This is a genomic window from Enterobacter sp. HNDS-6 (assembly GCF_039850505.1).
Classification (GTDB): Bacteria; Pseudomonadota; Gammaproteobacteria; order Enterobacterales; family Enterobacteriaceae; genus Enterobacter; species Enterobacter kobei.
In genome coordinates this window covers 835015-856157 of record NZ_CP156673.1, presented here as the reverse complement: position 1 = coordinate 856157, position 21143 = coordinate 835015, and the positions used below count along the sequence as shown (strand labels likewise).

Here is a 21143-nt window from a genome sequence, read left to right as displayed (position 1 = left end):
CGTTGCATAACAACAAAGACGCCTTCATGTTATACTCCGGCAAAATTCTGTGTATGTGTCGCTCAATGCGGCCCAACGTTTCTACTCAGGCGAGAGACAATGTTTGATAATTTAACCGATCGTTTGTCGCGCACGCTGCGCAACATCAGCGGCCGCGGACGCCTTACTGAAGAGAACATCAAGGAAACGCTGCGCGAAGTGCGCATGGCGCTGCTGGAAGCAGACGTCGCGTTGCCGGTTGTTCGTGATTTTATCAACCGCGTTAAAGAGAAGGCGGTTGGTCATGAAGTTAACAAGAGCCTGACCCCGGGTCAGGAGTTCGTCAAAATCGTTCGTAACGAACTGGTTTCGGCGATGGGCGAAGAGAACCAGGTGCTTAACCTGGCGGCTCAGCCACCGGCCGTGGTGCTGATGGCGGGCCTGCAGGGGGCGGGTAAAACGACCAGCGTCGGTAAGCTGGGTAAATTCCTGCGTGAGAAGCACAAGAAGAAAGTGCTGGTGGTCTCTGCGGACGTCTATCGCCCGGCGGCGATCAAACAGCTGGAAACCCTGGCCGAGCAGGTTGGTGTGGATTTCTTCCCGTCAGACGTGGCCCAGAAGCCTGTCGACATCGTTAACGCCGCGCTGAAAGAGGCGAAGCTGAAATTCTACGACGTGCTGCTGGTGGATACCGCCGGTCGTCTGCACGTTGACGAAGCGATGATGGATGAGATCAAGCAGGTGCATGCCTCTATCAACCCGGTAGAGACCCTGTTTGTTGTCGACGCCATGACCGGTCAGGATGCGGCGAATACCGCGAAAGCGTTTAACGAAGCGCTGCCGTTAACCGGCGTGGTGCTGACCAAAGTGGACGGCGACGCCCGCGGCGGTGCGGCGCTCTCGATTCGCCACATCACCGGTAAGCCGATTAAATTCCTTGGCGTGGGCGAGAAAACCGAAGCGCTGGAGCCGTTCCACCCGGATCGTATTGCCTCCCGTATCCTCGGCATGGGCGACGTGCTGTCGCTGATTGAAGATATCGAGAGCAAGGTTGACCGTGCGCAGGCGGAAAAACTCGCCAGCAAGCTGAAAAAAGGCGACGGTTTCGATCTGACCGACTTCCTTGAGCAGTTGCGCCAGATGAAAAACATGGGCGGCATGGCCAGCCTGATGGGCAAACTGCCGGGCATGGGGCAGATCCCAGACAACGTGAAAGCGCAGATGGATGACAAAGTGCTGGTGCGTATGGAGGCGATCATCAACTCGATGACGTTGAAAGAACGCGCTAACCCGGACATCATCAAAGGTTCCCGTAAACGCCGTATCGCAGCCGGTTGCGGCATGCAGGTGCAGGACGTTAACCGCCTTCTGAAACAGTTCGACGACATGCAGCGCATGATGAAGAAAATGAAGAAAGGCGGCATGGCGAAGATGATGCGCGGGATGAAAGGCATGATGCCACCCGGCTTTCCTGGGCGATAATCGCTTTTGAGATTGCTTTTTGCCCGAAAATGAGTAAAATTTTCGGGCTTTTAATATGACACCCGGGCTCCGTTCCTCGATGGGGCCCGGTTGTTTTATTCACACAAGAGGATGTTATGGTAACTATTCGTTTAGCTCGTCACGGCGCTAAAAAGCGTCCGTTCTACCAGGTTGTTGTCACTGACAGCCGTAATGCACGCAACGGTCGCTTCATCGAGCGCGTTGGTTTCTTCAACCCACTGGCCGCTGGCGCAGAAGAAGAAACTCGTCTGGATCTGGATCGTATCGCTCACTGGGTTGGCCAGGGCGCTACTGTTTCCGATCGCGTTGCTACGCTGATCAAAGCAGCAAACAAAGCAGCTTAATCTGTCACGGTGGTCATGATGAGCAATAAAGCACCTGTTGAACCGATCGTATTGGGAAAAATGGGTTCTTGCTACGGTATCCGTGGTTGGCTCAGAGTGTTTTCCTCCACTGAAGACGCTGATAGCATTTTTGATTACCAGCCCTGGTTTATCCAGAAAGCCGGTAAGTGGGAAGAGGTCGAGCTGGAAAGCTGGCGTCACCACAATCAGGACATCATCATCAAGCTGAAAGGCATTGACGATCGTGATGCCGCGAATGCGCTGACTAATTGTGAAATTGTCGTGGATTCGTCGCAGTTGCCGCAGCTGGAAGAGGGCGACTACTACTGGAAAGACCTTATGGGTTGCCAGGTAGTCACTACCGAAGGCTACAGCCTGGGAAAAGTCATCGATATGATGGAAACCGGGTCAAATGACGTTCTCGTCATTAAGGCAAACCTGAAAGATGCATTTGGCATCAAGGAGCGGTTGGTCCCGTTCCTCGATGGACAGGTTATCAAGAAAGTCGATCTCACTACTCAAACCATTGAAGTAGATTGGGATCCTGGTTTTTAAATTCTCCGGATAAACGGTAAAAGACGGCGCTATGTGGATTGGCATAATTAGCCTGTTTCCTGAAATGTTCCGCGCGATTACCGATTACGGGGTAACTGGCCGGGCAGTAAAGAATGGCCTGCTGAGCATCCAGAGCTGGAGTCCTCGTGACTTCACGCATGACCGGCACCGTACCGTGGACGATCGTCCTTACGGCGGCGGACCGGGGATGTTGATGATGGTACAACCCTTGCGGGATGCCATTCACACAGCAAAAGCCGCGGCAGGTGAAGGCGCAAAGGTGATTTATCTGTCACCTCAGGGACGCAAGCTTGATCAAGCGGGCGTGAGCGAACTGGCGACGAATCAAAAGCTGATTCTGGTCTGTGGTCGCTACGAAGGGATAGATGAGCGCGTAATTCAAACCGAGATTGACGAAGAATGGTCTATCGGCGATTACGTTCTCAGCGGTGGTGAGTTACCAGCGATGACGCTGATTGACTCCGTTGCCCGGTTCATTCCGGGTGTACTGGGCCATGAAGCTTCGGCAACGGAAGATTCCTTTGCCGATGGGTTGCTGGACTGCCCACACTATACTCGTCCTGAAGTGTTAGAAGGGATGGAAGTCCCGGCGGTGTTACTGTCTGGAAACCATGCCGAGATACGTCGCTGGCGTTTGAAGCAGTCGCTGGGCCGAACCTGGCTTAGAAGACCTGAACTTCTGGAAAACCTGGCTCTGACTGAAGAGCAAGCAAAGTTGCTGGCCGAGTTCAAAACTGAACACGCGAACCAGCAGCATGAACATGATGGGAAGGCGTAATACGCTCCCGAATATCAGTTTACCCAGGATAAGAGATTAAATTATGAGCAACATTATTAAGCAACTTGAACAAGAGCAGATGAAGCAGGACGTACCTTCCTTCCGTCCAGGTGACACCGTGGAAGTGAAAGTATGGGTTGTTGAAGGTTCCAAAAAACGTCTGCAGGCATTCGAGGGCGTGGTTATCGCTATTCGTAACCGCGGTCTGCACTCTGCATTCACTGTTCGTAAAATTTCCAACGGCGAAGGCGTTGAGCGTGTCTTCCAGACTCACTCTCCGGTAGTTGACAGCATTGCTGTTAAACGTCGTGGTGCTGTACGTAAAGCTAAACTGTACTACCTGCGTGAGCGTACTGGTAAGTCTGCTCGTATTAAAGAGCGTCTGAACTAAGATTCGCTTAAGCGACATCCTGTTAGAAAGGGCTGGCCGAAAGGCCGGCCCTTTTTTTATCGCATCGCACCTCTCGCATTAACCCTTTTGTCATAAATCATTTACAATGCTTGCCTCTTGAATGGAGGGAAAGTGGGCAACGTACTGCATCAGCACAACTGGAAACGCGCAGCGGCCTTGACCGCGCTGTTTGCGATCCTGCTGATCGTGGTAGCGCCGCTTATCTCCGTCTCCTTGCAGAAAGATCCCATGAGTGCCATGCCGGGCATGCATCATGACATGAGCATGATGTCGATGGACGCGCATCATGGCGATACGCCTCATACGATGCCTGTCGACCATGCGGAAGCGTGCGGTTACTGCGTGCTGTTAGCGCATGTACCTGGCATGATGCTGGCGCTGATCGTCCTGCTCTGCGTGGTGCTGCAACGGCTTCGCCTTAAGCCGCCGCGTCAGGCGGTCAGCCACTGGCACTTTTTCCCCTGGCTTTACCCCGATACCCGCGCGCCGCCGCGGCAGTCTGCTTTCTCCCTTTAAAAAAATATCGATAACTTTTTGCCTTAAAAAGGAAAAGTATGACTACCTGCACACCGCGCGCGGCATGGGGAAACCTGCTGCGTCGCCTCCATTTCTACATCGGGCTGTTTGTTGGCCCGTTTATCTTCTTCGCTGCGTTAACCGGTACGCTGTATGTGGCGACGCCACAGCTGGAAAATGTCCTCTATCGGCACGCGCTCCACACCGATTCCGCGGGCGAGCCGCAGCCGCTGGCGAACCAAATTGCCGTGGCGGAAAAAATCGTGGGCTCAGATTTGCGTTTGCACGCCGTTCGTCCGGGGCTGGTTGAAGGCGAAACCACCCGCGTGATGTTTGCTGACCCGACGCTGGGGCCATCGGAAAACCGGGCTATCTTTGTCGATCCGGTAAATCTGGCGGTGCTGGGGGATATGACGGTGTACGGCACCAGCGGGATTTTACCGCTGCGCCAGACCATTGATTATTTGCATACCTCTTTGATGCTGGGTGATATCGGGCGTCTCTATAGTGAACTGGCCGCGTCGTGGATGTGGGTTGCCGGATTGGGCGGTATTGCCCTGTGGTTTTATACCCGACCGAAACGGCGAATTAACAACCGCTTCCAGAACCGTCGTCGTGTGCATGTGGTATTAGGCTGGATCCTGCTGGGCGGAATGCTGTTGTTCTCCGCAACCGGCCTGACGTGGTCGCAGTGGGCGGGCGGAAACGTCGATAAACTCCGGGCACAAATGAACTGGCTTACGCCTCAGGTGAACACCACGCTTTCAGGTGCGCCTGCCATGATGGACGAACACGCGGAGCATCGCGGTCACCATGCTGGCATGATGATGCCTGAAATGGCGATGGACCTGACGCAATTTGATGGCGTATTAAACGCGGCGCGTAAAGCGGGGATTGATGCCAGCAAGCTTGAGATCCGCCCGGCGAAAACGGCGGACCGTGCCTGGACCGTGACGGAAATCGATCGCAGCTGGCCAACTCAGGTGGATGCGGTTGCGGTTGATCCCGGTACGATGCAGGTTCTGGACAGAACCCGTTTTGAGGATTTCCCGCTAATGGCAAAACTGACCCGCTGGGGCGTAGATTTCCATATGGGGATTTTATTCGGGCTGGTGAATCAGCTGCTGCTCGTTGCCTTCGGGCTTGCCCTGTGCGTGCTTATCATCTGGGGGTACCGGATGTGGTGGATGCGTCGCCCGGCACAATCGGCAGTCAATCCGGTACAAACGCTTTGTCAGTGCTGGCTGGCGCTGTCAGGATGGGGAAGAGGTGTTACGCTCATCATCAGCGTGCTATTGGGGCTGGCTTTGCCTGTGATGGGGGTGAGTCTGGCGCTGTTTATTCTGATCGACTGGCTACGCTGGCGAGCGGCAACAGGCGTGTCGCTCGCCGAATCATCCGCTAAATAACCCTATGGCGTGCTGATAACCACTGATACCCGGCGGTTTTCAGCGCGCCCTTGCGCGGTACTGTTGCTCGCAATCGGGTATTTTTTGCCTAATCCCCGGGTGGTGAGATTCTCGCGCGGGATATTCGCTCCCTTCGCCCATGCGTCGGCAACGGCATTGGCACGTTTTAACGACAGCGCTTCGTTGTAACTTTCTTCGCCGTAATTATCCGTATGACCATCCATTCGAGCGTGATTCAGGCCGGTTTTCGCCAGACGAGAGGCCATGGATTGGATCTGTGTTTCACTTTCGGAACGAAGTCTGGCGTCATTTTTATCAAACAGAATGGTATCCGATAATCCCAGGGACCAGTCGCCGTTCAGTTCGTTAAAACCGTAGGACTTCATCGCTGCAATTTGTTCTGGCGTGAATTTACCTTCAGGCGGCGACTGACAGCCTGCCAGAACCAGTGAGGCCAGGACTAACGGCGCGAAGTATCGTTTTAACATAGTATATCCTTTCTAACTTATTGTTTTTGTACGCTGGTTTTTGACCTGGTACATATTGCGGTCGGCTTTTTCCAGTAATGCTTCAACGGACGCATTTTCCCACGCCAGAGCAAAGCCAATGCTGAGTGACATCGATGCTTTTTGTCCGTTATGCAGATCAAACGGACGGATAAACTGCTGCGATAACGCAGCACAAATGTGTTGAACTTCAAGCTCAGAATGAACGCCGTACAGCACCATGGCAAATTCGTCACCGCCAAGGCGATAGGACTGATGGCGCTTATCGCCAAATTCCACCATCCTGCTGGCGACTTCAATCAGCACGCAGTCTCCTGCCGCGTGTCCCCAGGTGTCATTGATAAACTTAAAATTATCACCATCAAGGAAGAGCAGGGCCGAATTTATTCTCGCCGAAGGGTCGTTCATCAGTGCCGCAATGCTGTTACGAAACGCTGCGCGGTTAGCAAGGCCGGTGAGCGGATCGTGCATGGCGGTACGCAATAGTTGGGCATTTTTCGCCTGAAGCTTAAGCTGCCACTCCTCCATCTCATCCAGGAGGCTGTTGAAGTCTTCACCAAACTGGTGAAATTCTTCGATACGCCCATCTTTCACCCGTCGGGAGAAATTACGGTTTGTGCGGACGTCATGCACCACATCGGTGATATTTTGCAGGGCCGTGACCATACCGTGATGCAGAGAGTGGGTAATGGCGATCGCGACGACGGTAGCAAAAAGAATACAGCCGGTAAGAACGGCAAACGACATCCAGATGAAGTGGCTAATCAGACTGTCACGCGCGGTAAGGCGAATTTCGCCGATCATCGAACCGTTATGCATGATTGGCTGTGCAATCGGTACAGGGAAAAGCCAGCGGCTGACCAGCGCCCCCAGCGTGTCGTTATTATCCTTCGGATTCCAGGACCAGTATGCAAAACGCTTTTTGTGTACGTTAATGACTTCTGCTACGGCAAACTGCCCCTGCTTACCCAGGGCTGCGAGGGTTTCGTTGGCGGCCAACGAATCGTTGAAAACCAGAGAGGCTTCAAGACTGTGGCTCATGGTGGCGCCGGTTAATTCGAGATTCTTTTGCGCGTATTGTTTTAACGTCACGACGGAAGCAAAACAGAGTAACAGCCATATAAGCGTCATCGTGATGATGACGCTTATCATGCTGTTTCGCCTCAGCGTTCTTTTAAACGTTGGACGTGGCGTCGAGGTGAAATCTTTATCCATGCTGCTTATTCCGTGCAAGCATTAATACATCGGGATTGACCCTGACACCACTGCGCGTCAATGCATCCAGATTGACGGAAAACCGCACCTGGCCACGTTCGATTATCAGGCAAAAAGCACTGCCAATAACACATTCCGGATTTTGCTCTGAGATTAATAGCAATGCTCTGCCCTGATATTGACTTATTAATTCAAGTTGTTTTGCCGGCGGTTCAGACCCGAAATAAACAGCATCGCACGTCGCGTCCAGGGCTTCCCGATCGTTACGGACAATAACGGGAGTGTAGGGTAACTCGGTATGCCCTTCATTGCCGCTGAGTGCGTGCGTGTAGTGAGAGGTGGCATAAATGCAAAGCCTGGGCTGTCCGGAAAGTGACGGCCATCGCGTATAGCTCACAATCCCCGAGACAATCGAACGTACCGATTTATCCGTCTCCGTGAGCGCGCCTGCCGTCGCCGGGCCCACCATAAGAAACAGCATTAACACCAGAGTGAGTCGGAACAAAGAGATCAAGTATGAATTTCTCACCAGAATCCGCCGTACCGCTCCGGAAATAGATGTCCTTAAGAGATGCGGGCAGAATACCATTGTTTGTCTGAGCCGTCATTATGTCAGAAATAGCCTTCGGCTGACCTAAGCTAAATCCTACAGTGGTTTATTTTCCAGGGGATAAACACAGACTTAATTAAGTCTGCTGGAACGCATACTTTCGTCCATTCCTTTTTGCCATGACGCACGGAGTTTCACAGCATTTTCAACGCTATCACAACTGGCTGGATAAGATTTGCCCGCTAATCCCCAGGCATGAATAAAACCTTCTTCGCACACTTTCTTCTGACCATCAGCGTAGCCGCGGAGATATTCGCTACGATCAACATCAGGGTCATTAAAACTATCGGCCAGGGTCTGGTTATCTTTAACCACCAGGCCATTCATGGCGTCTTCTTTTCCTGCACTGAACCAGTCCGGACTCGTCCAGTGGGGCTGAAAAGTGTAAGGATTAATCTGGCAGCCCGATAAAAACAGCAACAACAGCACCAGAGCAATTGAGCGCATAGCGATTCTCCTTTTTTCTTCAGCATAGCCTGGCGGAAGAAAAGCGGAGTGTAATTTAAAGTTTACGTATTTAACGGCTGTTTTTTGCTAATAATTAGCTTATGTAAAGTAATATTTACGGATTTTGGATTGAAATCTTTACTTGTTGTGGTATCGTTGCTTCACCTCATCGAGGATAACAACTATCGCAAACGAGCATTACAGGATCGCCATCATGCAAAAAGACGCGCTGAACAACGTACATATCACTGACGAACAGGTTTTAATTACCCCGGATCAACTGAAAGCAGCATTCCCGCTGAGTGCCGCGCAGGAGGCTCAAATTGAGCACTCTCGCCAGACCATTTCTGACATTATCGCTGGTCGCGATCCGCGCCTGCTGGTGGTCTGTGGTCCTTGCTCTATTCACGATCCTGAAACCGCCATTGAGTACGCTCATCGATTTAAAGCATTAGCGGAGGAGGTCAGCGATAGCCTCTATCTGGTGATGCGCGTCTATTTTGAGAAGCCACGCACGACCGTTGGCTGGAAAGGGTTGATTAACGATCCGCACATGGATGGCTCGTTTGATGTGGAAGCAGGGCTGAAGATTGCGCGTCGCCTGCTGGTGGAGCTGGTTAGCATGGGGCTGCCGCTGGCAACCGAAGCGCTTGATCCGAACAGCCCGCAATACCTGGGCGATCTGTTCAGCTGGTCTGCGATTGGTGCGCGGACGACGGAATCGCAAACCCACCGCGAGATGGCGTCTGGTCTGTCGATGCCGGTTGGTTTTAAAAACGGTACCGATGGCAGTCTGGCGACGGCGATCAACGCTATGCGCGCCGCCGCAATGCCGCACCGTTTTGTGGGTATCAACCAGGCGGGCCAGGTGTGCCTCCTGCAAACTCAGGGTAACCCGGACGGTCATGTGATCCTGCGCGGCGGTAAAGCGCCAAACTACAGCCCGGCAGATGTGGCGCAGTGTGAAAAAGAGATGGAGCAGGCGGGACTGCGCCCGGCACTGATGGTAGATTGCAGTCATGGTAATTCGAATAAAGATTATCGTCGCCAGCCCGCGGTTGCCGAATCCGTGGTCGCACAGATCAAAGACGGCAACCGTTCGATTATCGGTCTGATGATTGAGAGCAACATTCATGAAGGTAATCAGTCATCTGAACAACCGCGAAGTGCGATGAAGCACGGCGTCTCCGTGACGGATGCCTGCATCAGCTGGGAAACCACCGATGCGCTGCTGCGTGAGATCCATAAAGATTTAAATGGCCAGTTGGCGACGCGTCTGGCTTAAGAGGTTAGCTATGGTTGCTGAATTGACCGCATTACGCGATCAAATTGATGAAGTGGACAAGGCGCTGCTGGATCTGCTGGCGCGCCGTATGGCACTGGTTGCTGAAGTCGGTGAAGTAAAAAGTAAATACGGCCTGCCGATTTACGTTCCGGAGCGCGAAGCCTCAATGCTGGCTTCCCGTCGTAAAGAGGCCCAGTCGCTGGGTGTTTCGCCGGATTTGATTGAAGATGTGCTGCGTCGCGTAATGCGCGAATCCTATTCCAGCGAAAACGACAAAGGCTTCAAAACCCTCTGTCCGTCCCTGCGTCCGGTGGTGATTGTCGGCGGCGGCGGGCAGATGGGGCGTCTGTTTGAAAAAATGCTGACGCTTTCTGGCTACCAGGTGCGCATTCTGGAGAAAGAGGACTGGGCCCAGGCGCCAGAACTGATGAAAGACGCGGGAATGGTTATCGTCAGCGTGCCGATCCACGTGACGGAGCAGATCATCGGAAAACTTCCGCCTTTACCGCAGGATTGCATCCTGGTGGACCTTGCTTCTGTCAAAAATGGTCCGCTGCAGGCAATGCTGGCCGCGCATACGGGCCCGGTACTGGGTCTGCACCCGATGTTTGGCCCGGACAGCGGCAGCCTGGCGAAGCAAGTGGTGGTTTACTGCGACGGGCGTCAGCCGGAAGCCTATCAGTGGTTCCTCGAACAGATTCAGGTATGGGGCGCACGACTGCACCGCATCAGCGCGGTTGAGCACGATCAGAACATGGCGTTTATTCAGGCACTGCGCCACTTTGCGACCTTTGCCTACGGTCTGCATCTGGCGGAAGAGAACGTGCAGCTTGAACAGCTGCTGGCGCTCTCATCACCGATCTATCGTCTGGAACTGGCGATGGTTGGCCGTCTGTTTGCGCAGGATCCCCAGCTTTACGCCGACATTATTATGTCGTCCGAAAATAATCTGGCACTGATCAAACGTTATTATCAGCGCTTTGGCGAAGCCATTACGCTGCTGGAGCATGGCGACAAGCAGGCGTTTATCGACAGTTTCCGTAAAGTGGAGCATTGGTTCGGTGATTACGCCACGCGTTTCCAGAGCGAAAGCCGCACGCTGTTGCGCCAGGCAAATGACAGTCGCCAGTAATCCGATGATGTATATACTGAAAGCCAGCATTGCTGGCTTTTTTCATTTTGGGGAACTGTCATGGCTGAACCGCAGCTGCTATTGAATTACACCGGGCACCTGCCTGAATGTCCGACATGGAGCGCTGAAGAGCATGCGCTCTACTGGGCCGATATCCTGGAAGGCGAAATCCACCGATATCATCTGCCAACGGCAGAACACACCGTGCTCTCTTTCCATGAGGAAGTGGGCTGTTTTGCGTTGCGTGAACGCGGCGGGTTTATCGTGGCCATGCGCAATGGCATCTGGCTTGCCGATAAGCATGGCCTCCTGCAGCGCAAGGTGTGTGATAACCCCTCTAACCCGCAGCTCGCGCGTTTTAATGATGGGGGTACCGATCACCTGGGACGCTTTTATGCGGGCACGTTCTGGGGGCCGGGGGATTACAACGGCGCGCTGCTGATGCGTATCGACAACGATCTGACACCGAAAGTGATCCAGTGTGATATTCACGGGCATAACGGCTTAGCGTTTAGTCCGGATAAGCGGTGGATGTATACCTCCGATACGCCCAATGGCGTGATCTATCGCACTCCGGTTGATGAGCAGGGTGAACCCGGCAGACGTGAGATCTTTTGTCAGTTTAAAGAGAGCGAAGGGATACCGGACGGCGCGGCAGTCGATGTGGAAGGCTGCTACTGGAGCGCACTGTTTGACGGCTGGCGTATCGCACGTTTTTCACCGCAAGGGGAGCAGCTGGAAGAGTATCGCTTGCCTGTACGTTGCCCGACGATGGTCTGCTTTGGCGGCGATGATATGAAAACGCTGTTCATTACGACCACGCGGGAAAATATGGATGCAGAAGAGGTGGCTGAGTATCCGCTCTCCGGCGCCATCTTCACCCTGCCCGTAACTGTGGCAGGGATGAAGAAAAGTCGCTTTATCGAACGTTAGCTTGGATCGACAGGCACGACGTTTTCGCTCGGATAGCAGCCCAGCACTTTCATGGAACGGGTTATCTCACCCAGTTCACGCAGGGCCTTCTGCATGGAGGCAGACTCCAGGTTGGCCTGGATATCGAGATAAAACATCTCTTCCCACGGGTTACCGTGAATTGGACGCGATTCCAGTTTGGTCATGATCAGGTTGTGGTTGCGCAGCACCAGCAGGGCTTCAACCAGTGCACCCGCCTGTTGTCCGGTCGCCATCAGCAGCGTGGTTTTCGCTGGCACCTGGTCTGACACATTGATGGACTTGCGCGCCAGCACCACGAAACGGGTAATATTTTGCGTCTGGTTTGCCAGGTTGCGCTCCAGCACCTGTAAGCCATACAACGCGCCACCCGCCTCGCTACCGAGTGCAGCGACGGCTGGCGAGTTAGCCTGCGCCACTTTTTCCATTGCCGCGGAGGTGCTTTCGGTGTACTCGATTTTCCAGTTCGGATAGCGGTTCAGGAACTGGCTGCACTGCTGGAACGGCTGGGGATGACTGTAGACGGTTTCTATCTTGCTCAGATCGGTTGAGCCGGAGACCAGCACGCAGTGATCGATAGGGATCGTCAGCTCGCCAACCAGCGACAGGCTGGTGTGCTGCAGCAAATCGTAAACGTCGTTGATGGCACCCGAGCTGGTGTTTTCAATGGGCACGACGGCGTAATCCGCCTGGCCGGTCTCGACCTGGTTAAAGATATCGGCAAATTTTGCGCAGCCGCTCTCAATAAATTCTTCGAAATGGCGAGCGGCATACTGACGTGCGGCCAGGTGAGAGTAAGAGCCTTTCGGGCCGAGGAAGGCGATACGCGCAGAATGCGGGTTAGTTTTGTTCAGATGCTGCTGGAGCAGCGCTTGCTGAGTGAGAACGGAGTCTTCAATGATGAGCTGGAACAACCGGGTGATGTAATGGGCATCGAGGTGGTGCACTTTGCCGAGCTGGATCAGACGTTCCAGCAGATCGCGTTCGCGGTCAATATCACGTACCGGACGATGGGAGTCCAGTTTGGCTTTCCCTACTTCAACGGCGAGCATGCGACGTTCGGCCAGCAGTGCCAGTAATTTCTCATCCAGCGCGCTGATTTTTACGCGCAGGTCCAGTAACGGGTTTTCCGGTGTCATAGTGTCGCCTGTCTCATTTTATCGTTATCAATAAAAAAGGCCCCCCGGTGTGGGAGGCCTTGTTGTTCGTCTTCGCATTCTTTATCACACGACGAAACGCCTCCCGGTCAGGGGAAGGTAAAAAAGAATGCGAAGAAGAACGGCGTAAGTTTCATAACATCATCCTGTGATTGATATCGTTAAAGTACCTGTACTGTTTTCACCCTGTCAATAAAAAACGCGCCCGAAGGCGCGTTGGCGGTACACTCAATTTAAAGGATTACTCTTCTTCAACTTCTTCCGCGAAGCTGGCGTCTTTCACCGAGGATGCGGCGCGACGGGCTTCACCTTTGTGTTGCACTTTATTGAGCTGCCGTTCCAGCTTGTTGATCAAATCGTTAATAGCCGTGTACATATCTTCATGTTTTGCGCTGGCGACCAGATGGCCGTTTGGAGTATTGATAGTTGCGTCAGCGATGAAACCCTGTGGCTCCTTAGACAGAATGATATGCGGGTTAATCAGGTGAGTTTGCCATTTATCCAGTTTGGCGAGACGGTCTGCGACGTGCTGGCGAATTGCCGGAGTAATTTCCATTTGTTTACTGGTAATGTTCATTGTCATAAATTTTACCTCTTGTCTTTCCGTCTTGGTGATTCCAGCATACCCGACCTAATGTCAAAATGTGTGATTTAGATCACGTTATTTTGTCGGTTTTTGTCAGGGAATCTTTTTTGTGAGGCAGGGCAGGAAGAGGTGAGATTTACCTTGTGGAAGGCAAAAATTGCGGTCATAGTTGACGGGATGAGTTGAGATAAAGCGCTTCAGCGAATATCAGAAATAGATACAAAAACGGCAGCCTTAGGGCTGCCGTTTTGCATTGAAGCACTATCAGGTGTTGCTGCTATTCGCGGCGATAATTTTCGCCACTTTTTCAGCCTGAGTGGTCATCTGCATCTGACGGTAAGCATTTTCCATCAGCTTCAGGCCGTCACGTGTTGCCTGAGTATCCGGGTAATCACGCAGCATACCTTCTACGCGGTTAACCACGGCAACCCATGCGCCACGGCGGGTATAGTATTCCGCAACGGAATATTCATACTTCGCCAGGCGATCTTTCAGGAACACCAGACGTTTGGTCGCGTCGGTCACGTACTGACTGTTCGGATAGCCGCGCACCAGTTTGGAGAAGTCATTGAAGGCATCACGCGCATGCTGGGGATCACGATCGGAACGATCCACGCCGAAGAAGCCCTGCAGAGCACTGTCATCCAGCGCCATGTTGGTCAGACCGCGCATGTACATGACGTAATCGATGTTAGGATGAGTCGGATTCAGACGCATGAAACGATCGATAGTTGCCTGAGCCAGCGGCAGGTCGGCATTTTTGTAGTAGGCGTAGATAAGATCTAATTGTACCTGCTGCGAATACGGACCAAATGGATAGCGATTATCCAACGCTTCCAGTTGCGTTATCGCCTGTTTCCAGTTACCGTCCTGCAACTTTTGTTGTGCAGTCGCATAGATTTCATTCGGCGGATTGTCAGGGACCTGTTCATTCGAACCGGAGCAGCCCACCAAAGCCAGGCTCAACGTGGCCGCTGCCACCAGATATTTCATGCGCGTCATGACGTTTTGACTTTCCTCAAATGTTTGTCCGGGAGAAACTCTGTTCCTGCTCCCGATTAAGACCAGCTACAATAGCACACTATATTAAACGGCAAAGCCGTAAAACCCAACGTTAAACAAAGAAGCAGTTTATGGCACAACGAGTAGAACTCACCGCAACAGTCTCCGAAAATCAGCTCGGTCAACGCTTAGATCAGGCTTTGGCCGAATTGTTCCCTGATTATTCGCGTTCACGCATAAAAGAATGGATCCTTGACCAGCGCGTGCTGGTAAACGGCAAGATCTGGGACAAACCAAAAGAGAAAGTGTTTGGTGGGGAAGCTGTTGCCATCAATGCTGAAATCGAAGAGGAAATCCGCTTCGAGCCGCAGGATATCCCACTGGACATCGTCTATGAAGATGATGACATTCTGGTGATCAACAAGCCGCGCGACCTGGTTGTTCATCCGGGGGCGGGGAACCCTGACGGTACGGTACTTAATGCGCTTCTCCATTACTATCCGCCGATTGCTGATGTCCCGCGCGCGGGTATCGTTCACCGTCTGGATAAAGACACCACAGGTCTGATGGTCGTGGCAAAGACCGTTCCTGCTCAGACCCGTCTGGTGGAATCACTGCAGCTGCGTGAAATTACCCGTGAATACGAAGCGGTAGCCATTGGCCACATGACCGCTGGCGGCACGGTAGAAGAACCGATTAGCCGTCACCCGACTAAACGCACTCATATGTCGGTGCACCCGATGGGGAAACCAGCGGTGACGCACTATCGCATTATGGAGCACTTCCGTATTCATACGCGCCTGCGCCTGCGCCTGGAAACCGGTCGTACGCACCAGATCCGTGTTCATATGGCCCACATTACCCATCCGCTGGTGGGGGATCAGGTATACGGCGGTCGTCCGCGTCCGCCAAAAGGCGCATCGGATGAGTTCATCAGCGTACTGCGCAAGTTCGATCGTCAGGCGCTGCACGCGACCATGCTGCGTCTCTATCACCCCATCACCGGTATTCAGATGGAGTGGCATGCGCCTCTCCCACAGGATATGGTGGAACTGATTGACGCCATGCGTGCTGATTTCGAAGAACATAAGGACCACGTGGACTGGTTATGACCAAACTGATTGTCCCGGAGTGGCCACTACCTGAAGGCGTGGCCGCCTGCAGCTCAACCCGTACTGGCGGAGTCAGCCAGGGCGCGTGGGAGTCGTTGAATCTCGGCGCACACTGTGGCGATAACCTGGATCATGTAGAAGAGAACCGCAGGCGTCTGTTTGCTGCGGGGAATCTGCCTTCGAAACCGGTCTGGCTGGAACAGGTTCATGGTAAAGCGGTGCTGAAGCTGACGGGAGAACCTTACGCTTCTAAACGCGCAGACGCCTCTTACAGCAATACTCCGGGCACGGTTTGTGCCGTTATGACCGCCGATTGTCTGCCGGTTTTGTTCTGTAACCGGGTAGGTACTGAAGTGGCTGCCGCGCATGCAGGCTGGCGTGGATTGTGTGAGGGCGTGCTGGAAGAGACCGTCGCCTGCTTTAACGATGATTCCGCCAATATCATGGCCTGGCTGGGCCCGGCGATTGGCCCTCGTGCTTTTGAAGTGGGGCCGGAAGTTCGCGAAGCATTCATGGAAAAAGATCCGCAAGCCGCTGAGGCTTTTCAGCCTTCCGGTGAAAAATATCTGGCAGATATTTACCAGCTTGCCCGTCAGCGCCTGAATAGCGTCGGTGTCACGCAGATCTTCGGCGGAGATCGCTGTACTTTCACTGAAAAGGGTGATTTTTTCTCTTATCGCCGCGACAAGACTACGGGTCGTATGGCAAGTTTTATTTGGCTGATATAACCTAAAGAATCAAGACGATCCGGAACGTGCCGTTTTCTTTTCACATAATTCAGATCATTAACCTTGAATAATTGAGGGATGACCTCATTTAATCTCCAGTAGCAAATTTGACCTGTTTATGGGAGGAGTTATGCGTCTGGATCGTCTTACTAATAAATTCCAGCTTGCTCTTGCCGATGCCCAGTCGCTCGCGCTGGGGCACGACAACCAATTCATCGAACCTCTTCATTTAATGAGCGCCTTGCTGAATCAGGAAGGGGGATCGGTACGTCCTTTATTAACGTCTGCTGGCATTAATGCTGGCCAGTTACGCACCGCTATCGATCAGGCACTGAGCCGTTTACCGCAGGTAGAAGGTACCGGCGGTGATGTTCAGCCGTCTCAGGATCTGGTGCGCGTGCTGAACCTTTGCGACAAGCTGGCGCAAAAACGTGGGGACAACTTTATTTCGTCAGAGCTGTTTGTTCTGGCGGCGCTTGAATCACGCGGTACCTTAACCGACCTGCTGAAATCTGCCGGTGCAACCACCGCCAATGTGACTCAGGCGATTGAGAAAATGCGCGGAGGTGAAAGCGTGAACGATCAGGGAGCCGAAGACCAACGTCAGGCTTTGAAGAAATTTACGGTCGATCTGACCGAACGTGCTGAGCAGGGCAAACTTGACCCGGTCATCGGCCGTGACGAAGAGATCCGCCGTACGATTCAGGTATTGCAGCGTCGTACCAAGAACAACCCGGTTCTGATTGGTGAGCCCGGTGTGGGTAAAACCGCCATTGTTGAAGGGCTGGCGCAGCGTATCGTAAACGGTGAAGTGCCGGAAGGGCTGAAAGGTCGCCGCGTGCTGGCACTGGATATGGGGGCGCTGGTGGCCGGGGCGAAATACCGCGGTGAGTTTGAAGAGCGTCTGAAAGGTGTGCTTAACGACCTGGCTAAACAGGAAGGCAACGTCATTCTGTTTATTGACGAACTGCACACCATGGTGGGGGCCGGTAAGGCCGACGGCGCGATGGATGCCGGGAACATGCTGAAACCAGCCCTGGCACGTGGTGAACTGCATTGCGTTGGCGCCACGACGCTGGATGAGTACCGCCAGTACATTGAGAAAGATGCTGCTCTGGAACGTCGTTTCCAGAAAGTGTTTGTTGCCGAGCCAAGCGTTGAAGATACCATCGCGATTTTGCGTGGTCTGAAAGAACGTTATGAGCTGCATCACCATGTGCAAATCACCGACCCGGCGATTGTGGCGGCGGCGACGCTTTCGCACCGTTATATTGCTGACCGTCAGTTGCCGGATAAAGCGATCGACCTGATTGATGAAGCGGCGTCGAGCATTCGTATGCAGATTGACTCGAAACCGGAAGAGCTGGACAGGCTCGACCGTCGTATCATTCAGCTCAAGCTGGAACAGCAGGCGCTGAAGAAAGAGTCTGATGAAGCCAGTAAGAAACGCCTCGATATGCTCAACGAAGAACTGGACGACAAAGAGCGTCAGTATTCTGAGCTGGAAGAAGAGTGGAAAGCCGAGAAAGCTTCACTGTCTGGCACGCAGACCATTAAAGCGGAACTTGAGCAGGCGAAAATTGCCATCGAACAGGCTCGCCGTGTGGGCGATCTGGCGCGAATGTCCGAGTTGCAGTACGGCAAAATCCCTGAGCTGGAAAAACAGCTTGAGATCGCCACGCAGTCGGAAGGCAAAACCATGCGTCTGTTACGTAATAAAGTGACGGATGCAGAAATTGCGGAAGTGCTGGCTCGCTGGACCGGTATTCCGGTGGCGCGCATGATGGAAAGCGAACGCGATAAACTGCTGCGTATGGAGCAGGATCTGCATCAGCGCGTGATCGGTCAGGACGAGGCGGTTGAGGCCGTCTCCAATGCCATCCGCCGTAGCCGTGCGGGGCTGTCCGATCCTAATCGCCCGATTGGTTCGTTCCTGTTCCTGGGGCCGACCGGTGTCGGTAAGACCGAGCTGTGCAAAGCACTGGCTAACTTTATGTTCGATAGCGACGATGCGATGGTGCGCATCGACATGTCCGAGTTTATGGAAAAACACTCCGTCTCGCGTCTGGTCGGGGCACCTCCAGGATATGTCGGTTATGAAGAAGGTGGCTATCTGACAGAAGCGGTGCGTCGCCGTCCTTATTCCGTCATTCTGCTGGATGAGGTGGAAAAAGCGCACCCGGATGTGTTCAACATTCTGCTTCAGGTGCTGGATGATGGCCGTCTGACTGACGGGCAGGGGAGAACGGTCGACTTCCGTAATACGGTCGTCATTATGACATCGAACCTGGGTTCTGATTTGATTCAGGAACGTTTCGGTGAGCTGGACTACGGCCATATGAAGGATCTGGTGATGGGGGTTGTCAGCCATAGCTTCCGTCCAGAGTTCATCAACCGTATTGATGAAGTGGTGGTGTTCCATCCTCTGGGTGAGAAACACATTGCGTCGATTGCGCAGATCCAGCTGCAGCGTCTGTACAAACGTCTGGAAGAGCGTGGATATGAAATTCACATCTCTGACGATGCGCTGAAATTGTTGAGCGAGAACGGTTATGATCCGGTGTATGGTGCGCGTCCGTTGAAACGTGCTATCCAGCAGCAGATCGAAAACCCGCTGGCGCAGCAGATCCTGTCCGGGGAGCTGATTCCGGGCAAAGTTATCCGTCTGGAAGCCAACGACGATCGCATTGTGGCAGTGCAGTAAGTCACAAAACGCAAAAACGAGCCGCTTGCGGCTCGTTTTTGTTTAAAAACCAGGCGAGAATTGAGGTCTGGGAAGTGTTTTGCCTGGAAAGTGAGCAGTCAGTAAATAATTTTCACTTTATCCTTGCAGGTTCGGAATTACTCCCTATAATGCGCCTCCACTGACACGGAACAACGGCACACAAGCCGCCGGGTCAGCAGAGAAAAGCAAAATAAACGCTTGACTCTGAAAGAGGAAAGCGTAATATACGCCACCTCGCAACGGTGAGCGAAAGCCGCGTTGCACTGCTCTTTAACAATTTATCAGACAATCTGTGTGGGCACTCAAAGTGACATGGATTCTTAACGTCCTCGGACGAAAAATGAATACCAAGTCTCTGAGTGAACATACGTAATTCATTACGAAGTTTAATTCACGAGCATCAAACTTAAATTGAAGAGTTTGATCATGGCTCAGATTGAACGCTGGCGGCAGGCCTAACACATGCAAGTCGAACGGTAGCACAGAGAGCTTGCTCTCGGGTGACGAGTGGCGGACGGGTGAGTAATGTCTGGGAAACTGCCTGATGGAGGGGGATAACTACTGGAAACGGTAGCTAATACCGCATAACGTCGCAAGACCAAAGAGGGGGACCTTCGGGCCTCTTGCCATCAGATGTGCCCAGATGGGATTAGCTAGTAGGTGGGGTAACGGCTCACCTAGGCGACGATCCCTAGCTGGTCTGAGAGGATGACCAGCCACACTGGAACTGAGACACGGTCCAGACTCCTACGGGAGGCAGCAGTGGGGAATATTGCACAATGGGCGCAAGCCTGATGCAGCCATGCCGCGTGTATGAAGAAGGCCTTCGGGTTGTAAAGTACTTTCAGCGGGGAGGAAGGTGTTGTGGTTAATAACCGCAGCAATTGACGTTACCCGCAGAAGAAGCACCGGCTAACTCCGTGCCAGCAGCCGCGGTAATACGGAGGGTGCAAGCGTTAATCGGAATTACTGGGCGTAAAGCGCACGCAGGCGGTCTGTCAAGTCGGATGTGAAATCCCCGGGCTCAACCTGGGAACTGCATTCGAAACTGGCAGGCTAGAGTCTTGTAGAGGGGGGTAGAATTCCAGGTGTAGCGGTGAAATGCGTAGAGATCTGGAGGAATACCGGTGGCGAAGGCGGCCCCCTGGACAAAGACTGACGCTCAGGTGCGAAAGCGTGGGGAGCAAACAGGATTAGATACCCTGGTAGTCCACGCCGTAAACGATGTCGACTTGGAGGTTGTGCCCTTGAGGCGTGGCTTCCGGAGCTAACGCGTTAAGTCGACCGCCTGGGGAGTACGGCCGCAAGGTTAAAACTCAAATGAATTGACGGGGGCCCGCACAAGCGGTGGAGCATGTGGTTTAATTCGATGCAACGCGAAGAACCTTACCTACTCTTGACATCCAGAGAACTTAGCAGAGATGCTTTGGTGCCTTCGGGAACTCTGAGACAGGTGCTGCATGGCTGTCGTCAGCTCGTGTTGTGAAATGTTGGGTTAAGTCCCGCAACGAGCGCAACCCTTATCCTTTGTTGCCAGCGGTCCGGCCGGGAACTCAAAGGAGACTGCCAGTGATAAACTGGAGGAAGGTGGGGATGACGTCAAGTCATCATGGCCCTTACGAGTAGGGCTACACACGTGCTACAATGGCGCATACAAAGAGAAGCGACCTCGCGAGAGCAAGCGGACCTCATAAAGTGCGTCGTAGTCCGGATTGGAGTCTGCAACTCGACTCCATGAAGTCGGAATCGCTAGTAATCGTAGATCAGAATGCTACGGTGAATACGTTCCCGGGCCTTGTACACACCGCCCGTCACACCATGGGAGTGGGTTGCAAAAGAAGTAGGTAGCTTAACCTTCGGGAGGGCGCTTACCACTTTGTGATTCATGACTGGGGTGAAGTCGTAACAAGGTAACCGTAGGGGAACCTGCGGTTGGATCACCTCCTTACCTTAAAGAACCTGCCTTTGTAGTGCTCACACAGATTGTCTGATGAAAAGTAAATAGCAAGGCGTCTTGCGATTGAGACTTCAGTGTCCCCTTCGTCTAGAGGCCCAGGACACCGCCCTTTCACGGCGGTAACAGGGGTTCGAATCCCCTAGGGGACGCCACTTGCTGGTTCGTGAGTGAAAGTCACCTGCCGTCATATCTCAAAACTGACTTGCGAGTCAT

At 53.2% G+C, this 21143-nt stretch carries 21 protein-coding genes, 1 tRNA gene, 1 rRNA gene and 1 other annotated feature; of the genes, 15 read left to right on the top strand and 8 right to left on the bottom strand.

Annotation, left to right across the window (positions count from 1 at the left end; genetic code table 11):
* Positions 1-99 precede the first annotated feature (99 nt).
* The 7 genes from ffh to ABFI50_RS03840 all read left to right on the top strand — a co-directional run bounded on the left by ffh (position 100) and on the right by ABFI50_RS03840 (position 5517).
* Positions 100-1461, top strand: a complete 1362-nt coding sequence (ffh, locus tag ABFI50_RS03870; RefSeq protein ID WP_014884878.1) for a signal recognition particle protein — start codon at positions 100-102, stop codon at positions 1459-1461.
* 116 nt (positions 1462-1577) lie between these two features.
* Positions 1578-1826: a 30S ribosomal protein S16 gene (gene rpsP / locus ABFI50_RS03865; protein ID WP_003863133.1), complete on the top strand. Its 249-nt coding sequence runs from the start codon at positions 1578-1580 to the stop codon at positions 1824-1826.
* A gap of 15 nt (positions 1827-1841) precedes the next feature.
* Positions 1842-2381, top strand: coding sequence for a ribosome maturation factor RimM (gene rimM / locus ABFI50_RS03860; protein ID WP_003863136.1), 540 nt, complete (start codon positions 1842-1844; stop codon positions 2379-2381).
* Positions 2382-2412: 31 nt separating this feature from the next.
* A complete protein-coding gene (gene trmD, locus ABFI50_RS03855) occupies positions 2413-3180 on the top strand; it encodes a tRNA (guanosine(37)-N1)-methyltransferase TrmD (protein ID WP_014884877.1) in 768 nt (255 codons plus the stop codon).
* A gap of 43 nt (positions 3181-3223) precedes the next feature.
* Entirely contained in the window at positions 3224-3571 is a 348-nt protein-coding gene (gene rplS / locus ABFI50_RS03850; RefSeq protein WP_002914145.1) for a 50S ribosomal protein L19, read from the top strand.
* 132 nt (positions 3572-3703) lie between these two features.
* A complete protein-coding gene (locus tag ABFI50_RS03845) occupies positions 3704-4108 on the top strand; it encodes a DUF2946 domain-containing protein (protein ID WP_023337651.1) in 405 nt (134 codons plus the stop codon).
* 38 nt (positions 4109-4146) lie between these two features.
* Positions 4147-5517, top strand: a complete 1371-nt coding sequence (locus ABFI50_RS03840; RefSeq protein ID WP_058690866.1) for a PepSY-associated TM helix domain-containing protein — start codon at positions 4147-4149, stop codon at positions 5515-5517.
* A gap of 2 nt (positions 5518-5519) precedes the next feature.
* On the opposite strand, the gene ABFI50_RS03835 is transcribed toward ABFI50_RS03840, so the two are convergent.
* The 4 genes from ABFI50_RS03835 to ABFI50_RS03820 all read right to left on the bottom strand — a co-directional run bounded on the left by ABFI50_RS03835 (position 5520) and on the right by ABFI50_RS03820 (position 8295).
* A complete protein-coding gene (locus ABFI50_RS03835; protein ID WP_023331110.1) occupies positions 5520-6005 on the bottom strand; it encodes an OmpA family protein in 486 nt (161 codons plus the stop codon).
* Positions 6006-6017: 12 nt separating this feature from the next.
* Positions 6018-7238 (bottom strand): diguanylate cyclase DgcN, encoded by a 1221-nt coding sequence (dgcN, locus tag ABFI50_RS03830; RefSeq protein ID WP_014884873.1) that lies wholly within the window; start codon positions 7236-7238, stop codon positions 6018-6020.
* Positions 7231-7719: a YfiR family protein gene (locus tag ABFI50_RS03825; protein ID WP_072169712.1), complete on the bottom strand. Its 489-nt coding sequence runs from the start codon at positions 7717-7719 to the stop codon at positions 7231-7233. The genes dgcN and ABFI50_RS03825 overlap by 8 nt, the downstream gene beginning before the upstream one ends.
* Before the next feature lie 201 nt (positions 7720-7920).
* The gene (locus ABFI50_RS03820; RefSeq protein ID WP_050863234.1) at positions 7921-8295 is read right to left on the bottom strand and encodes a DUF2799 domain-containing protein; all 375 of its coding nucleotides are present in this window, start codon (positions 8293-8295) and stop codon (positions 7921-7923) included.
* A 214-nt stretch (positions 8296-8509) separates the two neighbouring features.
* On the opposite strand from ABFI50_RS03820, the gene aroF reads away from it, so the two are divergent.
* Genes aroF through ABFI50_RS03805 form a run of 3 tightly spaced genes read left to right on the top strand, consistent with a single transcriptional unit; the run spans position 8510 to position 11645 of the window.
* Positions 8510-9580, top strand: a complete 1071-nt coding sequence (aroF, locus tag ABFI50_RS03815; protein ID WP_014884870.1) for a 3-deoxy-7-phosphoheptulonate synthase AroF — start codon at positions 8510-8512, stop codon at positions 9578-9580.
* A 10-nt stretch (positions 9581-9590) separates the two neighbouring features.
* Positions 9591-10712, top strand: a complete 1122-nt coding sequence (gene tyrA, locus ABFI50_RS03810; protein ID WP_023337646.1) for a bifunctional chorismate mutase/prephenate dehydrogenase — start codon at positions 9591-9593, stop codon at positions 10710-10712.
* A gap of 60 nt (positions 10713-10772) precedes the next feature.
* Entirely contained in the window at positions 10773-11645 is an 873-nt protein-coding gene (locus ABFI50_RS03805; RefSeq protein WP_087530272.1) for an SMP-30/gluconolactonase/LRE family protein, read from the top strand.
* Here the strand turns inward: ABFI50_RS03805 and pheA are convergent.
* The 4 genes from pheA to bamD all read right to left on the bottom strand — a co-directional run bounded on the left by pheA (position 11642) and on the right by bamD (position 14408).
* Positions 11642-12802, bottom strand: coding sequence for a bifunctional chorismate mutase/prephenate dehydratase (gene pheA, locus ABFI50_RS03800; protein WP_047343624.1), 1161 nt, complete (start codon positions 12800-12802; stop codon positions 11642-11644). The genes ABFI50_RS03805 and pheA overlap by 4 nt on opposite strands.
* Positions 12803-12832: 30 nt before the next feature.
* Positions 12833-12958 (bottom strand) — a sequence feature (Phe leader region).
* Positions 12910-12957: a pheA operon leader peptide PheL gene (gene pheL / locus ABFI50_RS03795; RefSeq protein ID WP_100249759.1), complete on the bottom strand. Its 48-nt coding sequence runs from the start codon at positions 12955-12957 to the stop codon at positions 12910-12912. (Overlaps the previous feature by 48 nt.)
* A 103-nt stretch (positions 12959-13061) precedes the next feature.
* The gene (gene raiA / locus ABFI50_RS03790) at positions 13062-13403 is read right to left on the bottom strand and encodes a ribosome-associated translation inhibitor RaiA (protein WP_014884866.1); all 342 of its coding nucleotides are present in this window, start codon (positions 13401-13403) and stop codon (positions 13062-13064) included.
* Between the two features lie 267 nt (positions 13404-13670).
* Positions 13671-14408 (bottom strand): outer membrane protein assembly factor BamD, encoded by a 738-nt coding sequence (bamD, locus tag ABFI50_RS03785; protein ID WP_014884865.1) that lies wholly within the window; start codon positions 14406-14408, stop codon positions 13671-13673.
* A gap of 131 nt (positions 14409-14539) precedes the next feature.
* Between bamD and rluD the strand changes: the two genes are divergently transcribed.
* From rluD to ABFI50_RS03760, 5 genes are all read left to right on the top strand, one after another.
* Complete coding sequence (rluD, locus tag ABFI50_RS03780; protein ID WP_014884864.1) at positions 14540-15520, top strand: 23S rRNA pseudouridine(1911/1915/1917) synthase RluD; 981 nt, start codon at positions 14540-14542, stop codon at positions 15518-15520.
* The gene (gene yfiH, locus ABFI50_RS03775; protein WP_045135202.1) at positions 15517-16248 is read left to right on the top strand and encodes a purine nucleoside phosphorylase YfiH; all 732 of its coding nucleotides are present in this window, start codon (positions 15517-15519) and stop codon (positions 16246-16248) included. Before rluD ends, yfiH begins: the two co-directional genes overlap by 4 nt.
* 130 nt (positions 16249-16378) lie before the next feature.
* Positions 16379-18952, top strand: a complete 2574-nt coding sequence (gene clpB, locus ABFI50_RS03770) for an ATP-dependent chaperone ClpB (RefSeq protein ID WP_014884862.1) — start codon at positions 16379-16381, stop codon at positions 18950-18952.
* Between the two features lie 429 nt (positions 18953-19381).
* A 16S ribosomal RNA gene (locus tag ABFI50_RS03765) occupies positions 19382-20921 on the top strand.
* A gap of 85 nt (positions 20922-21006) precedes the next feature.
* Positions 21007-21082: transfer RNA gene (locus ABFI50_RS03760), tRNA-Glu, on the top strand.
* Positions 21083-21143: the final 61 nt, after the last annotated feature.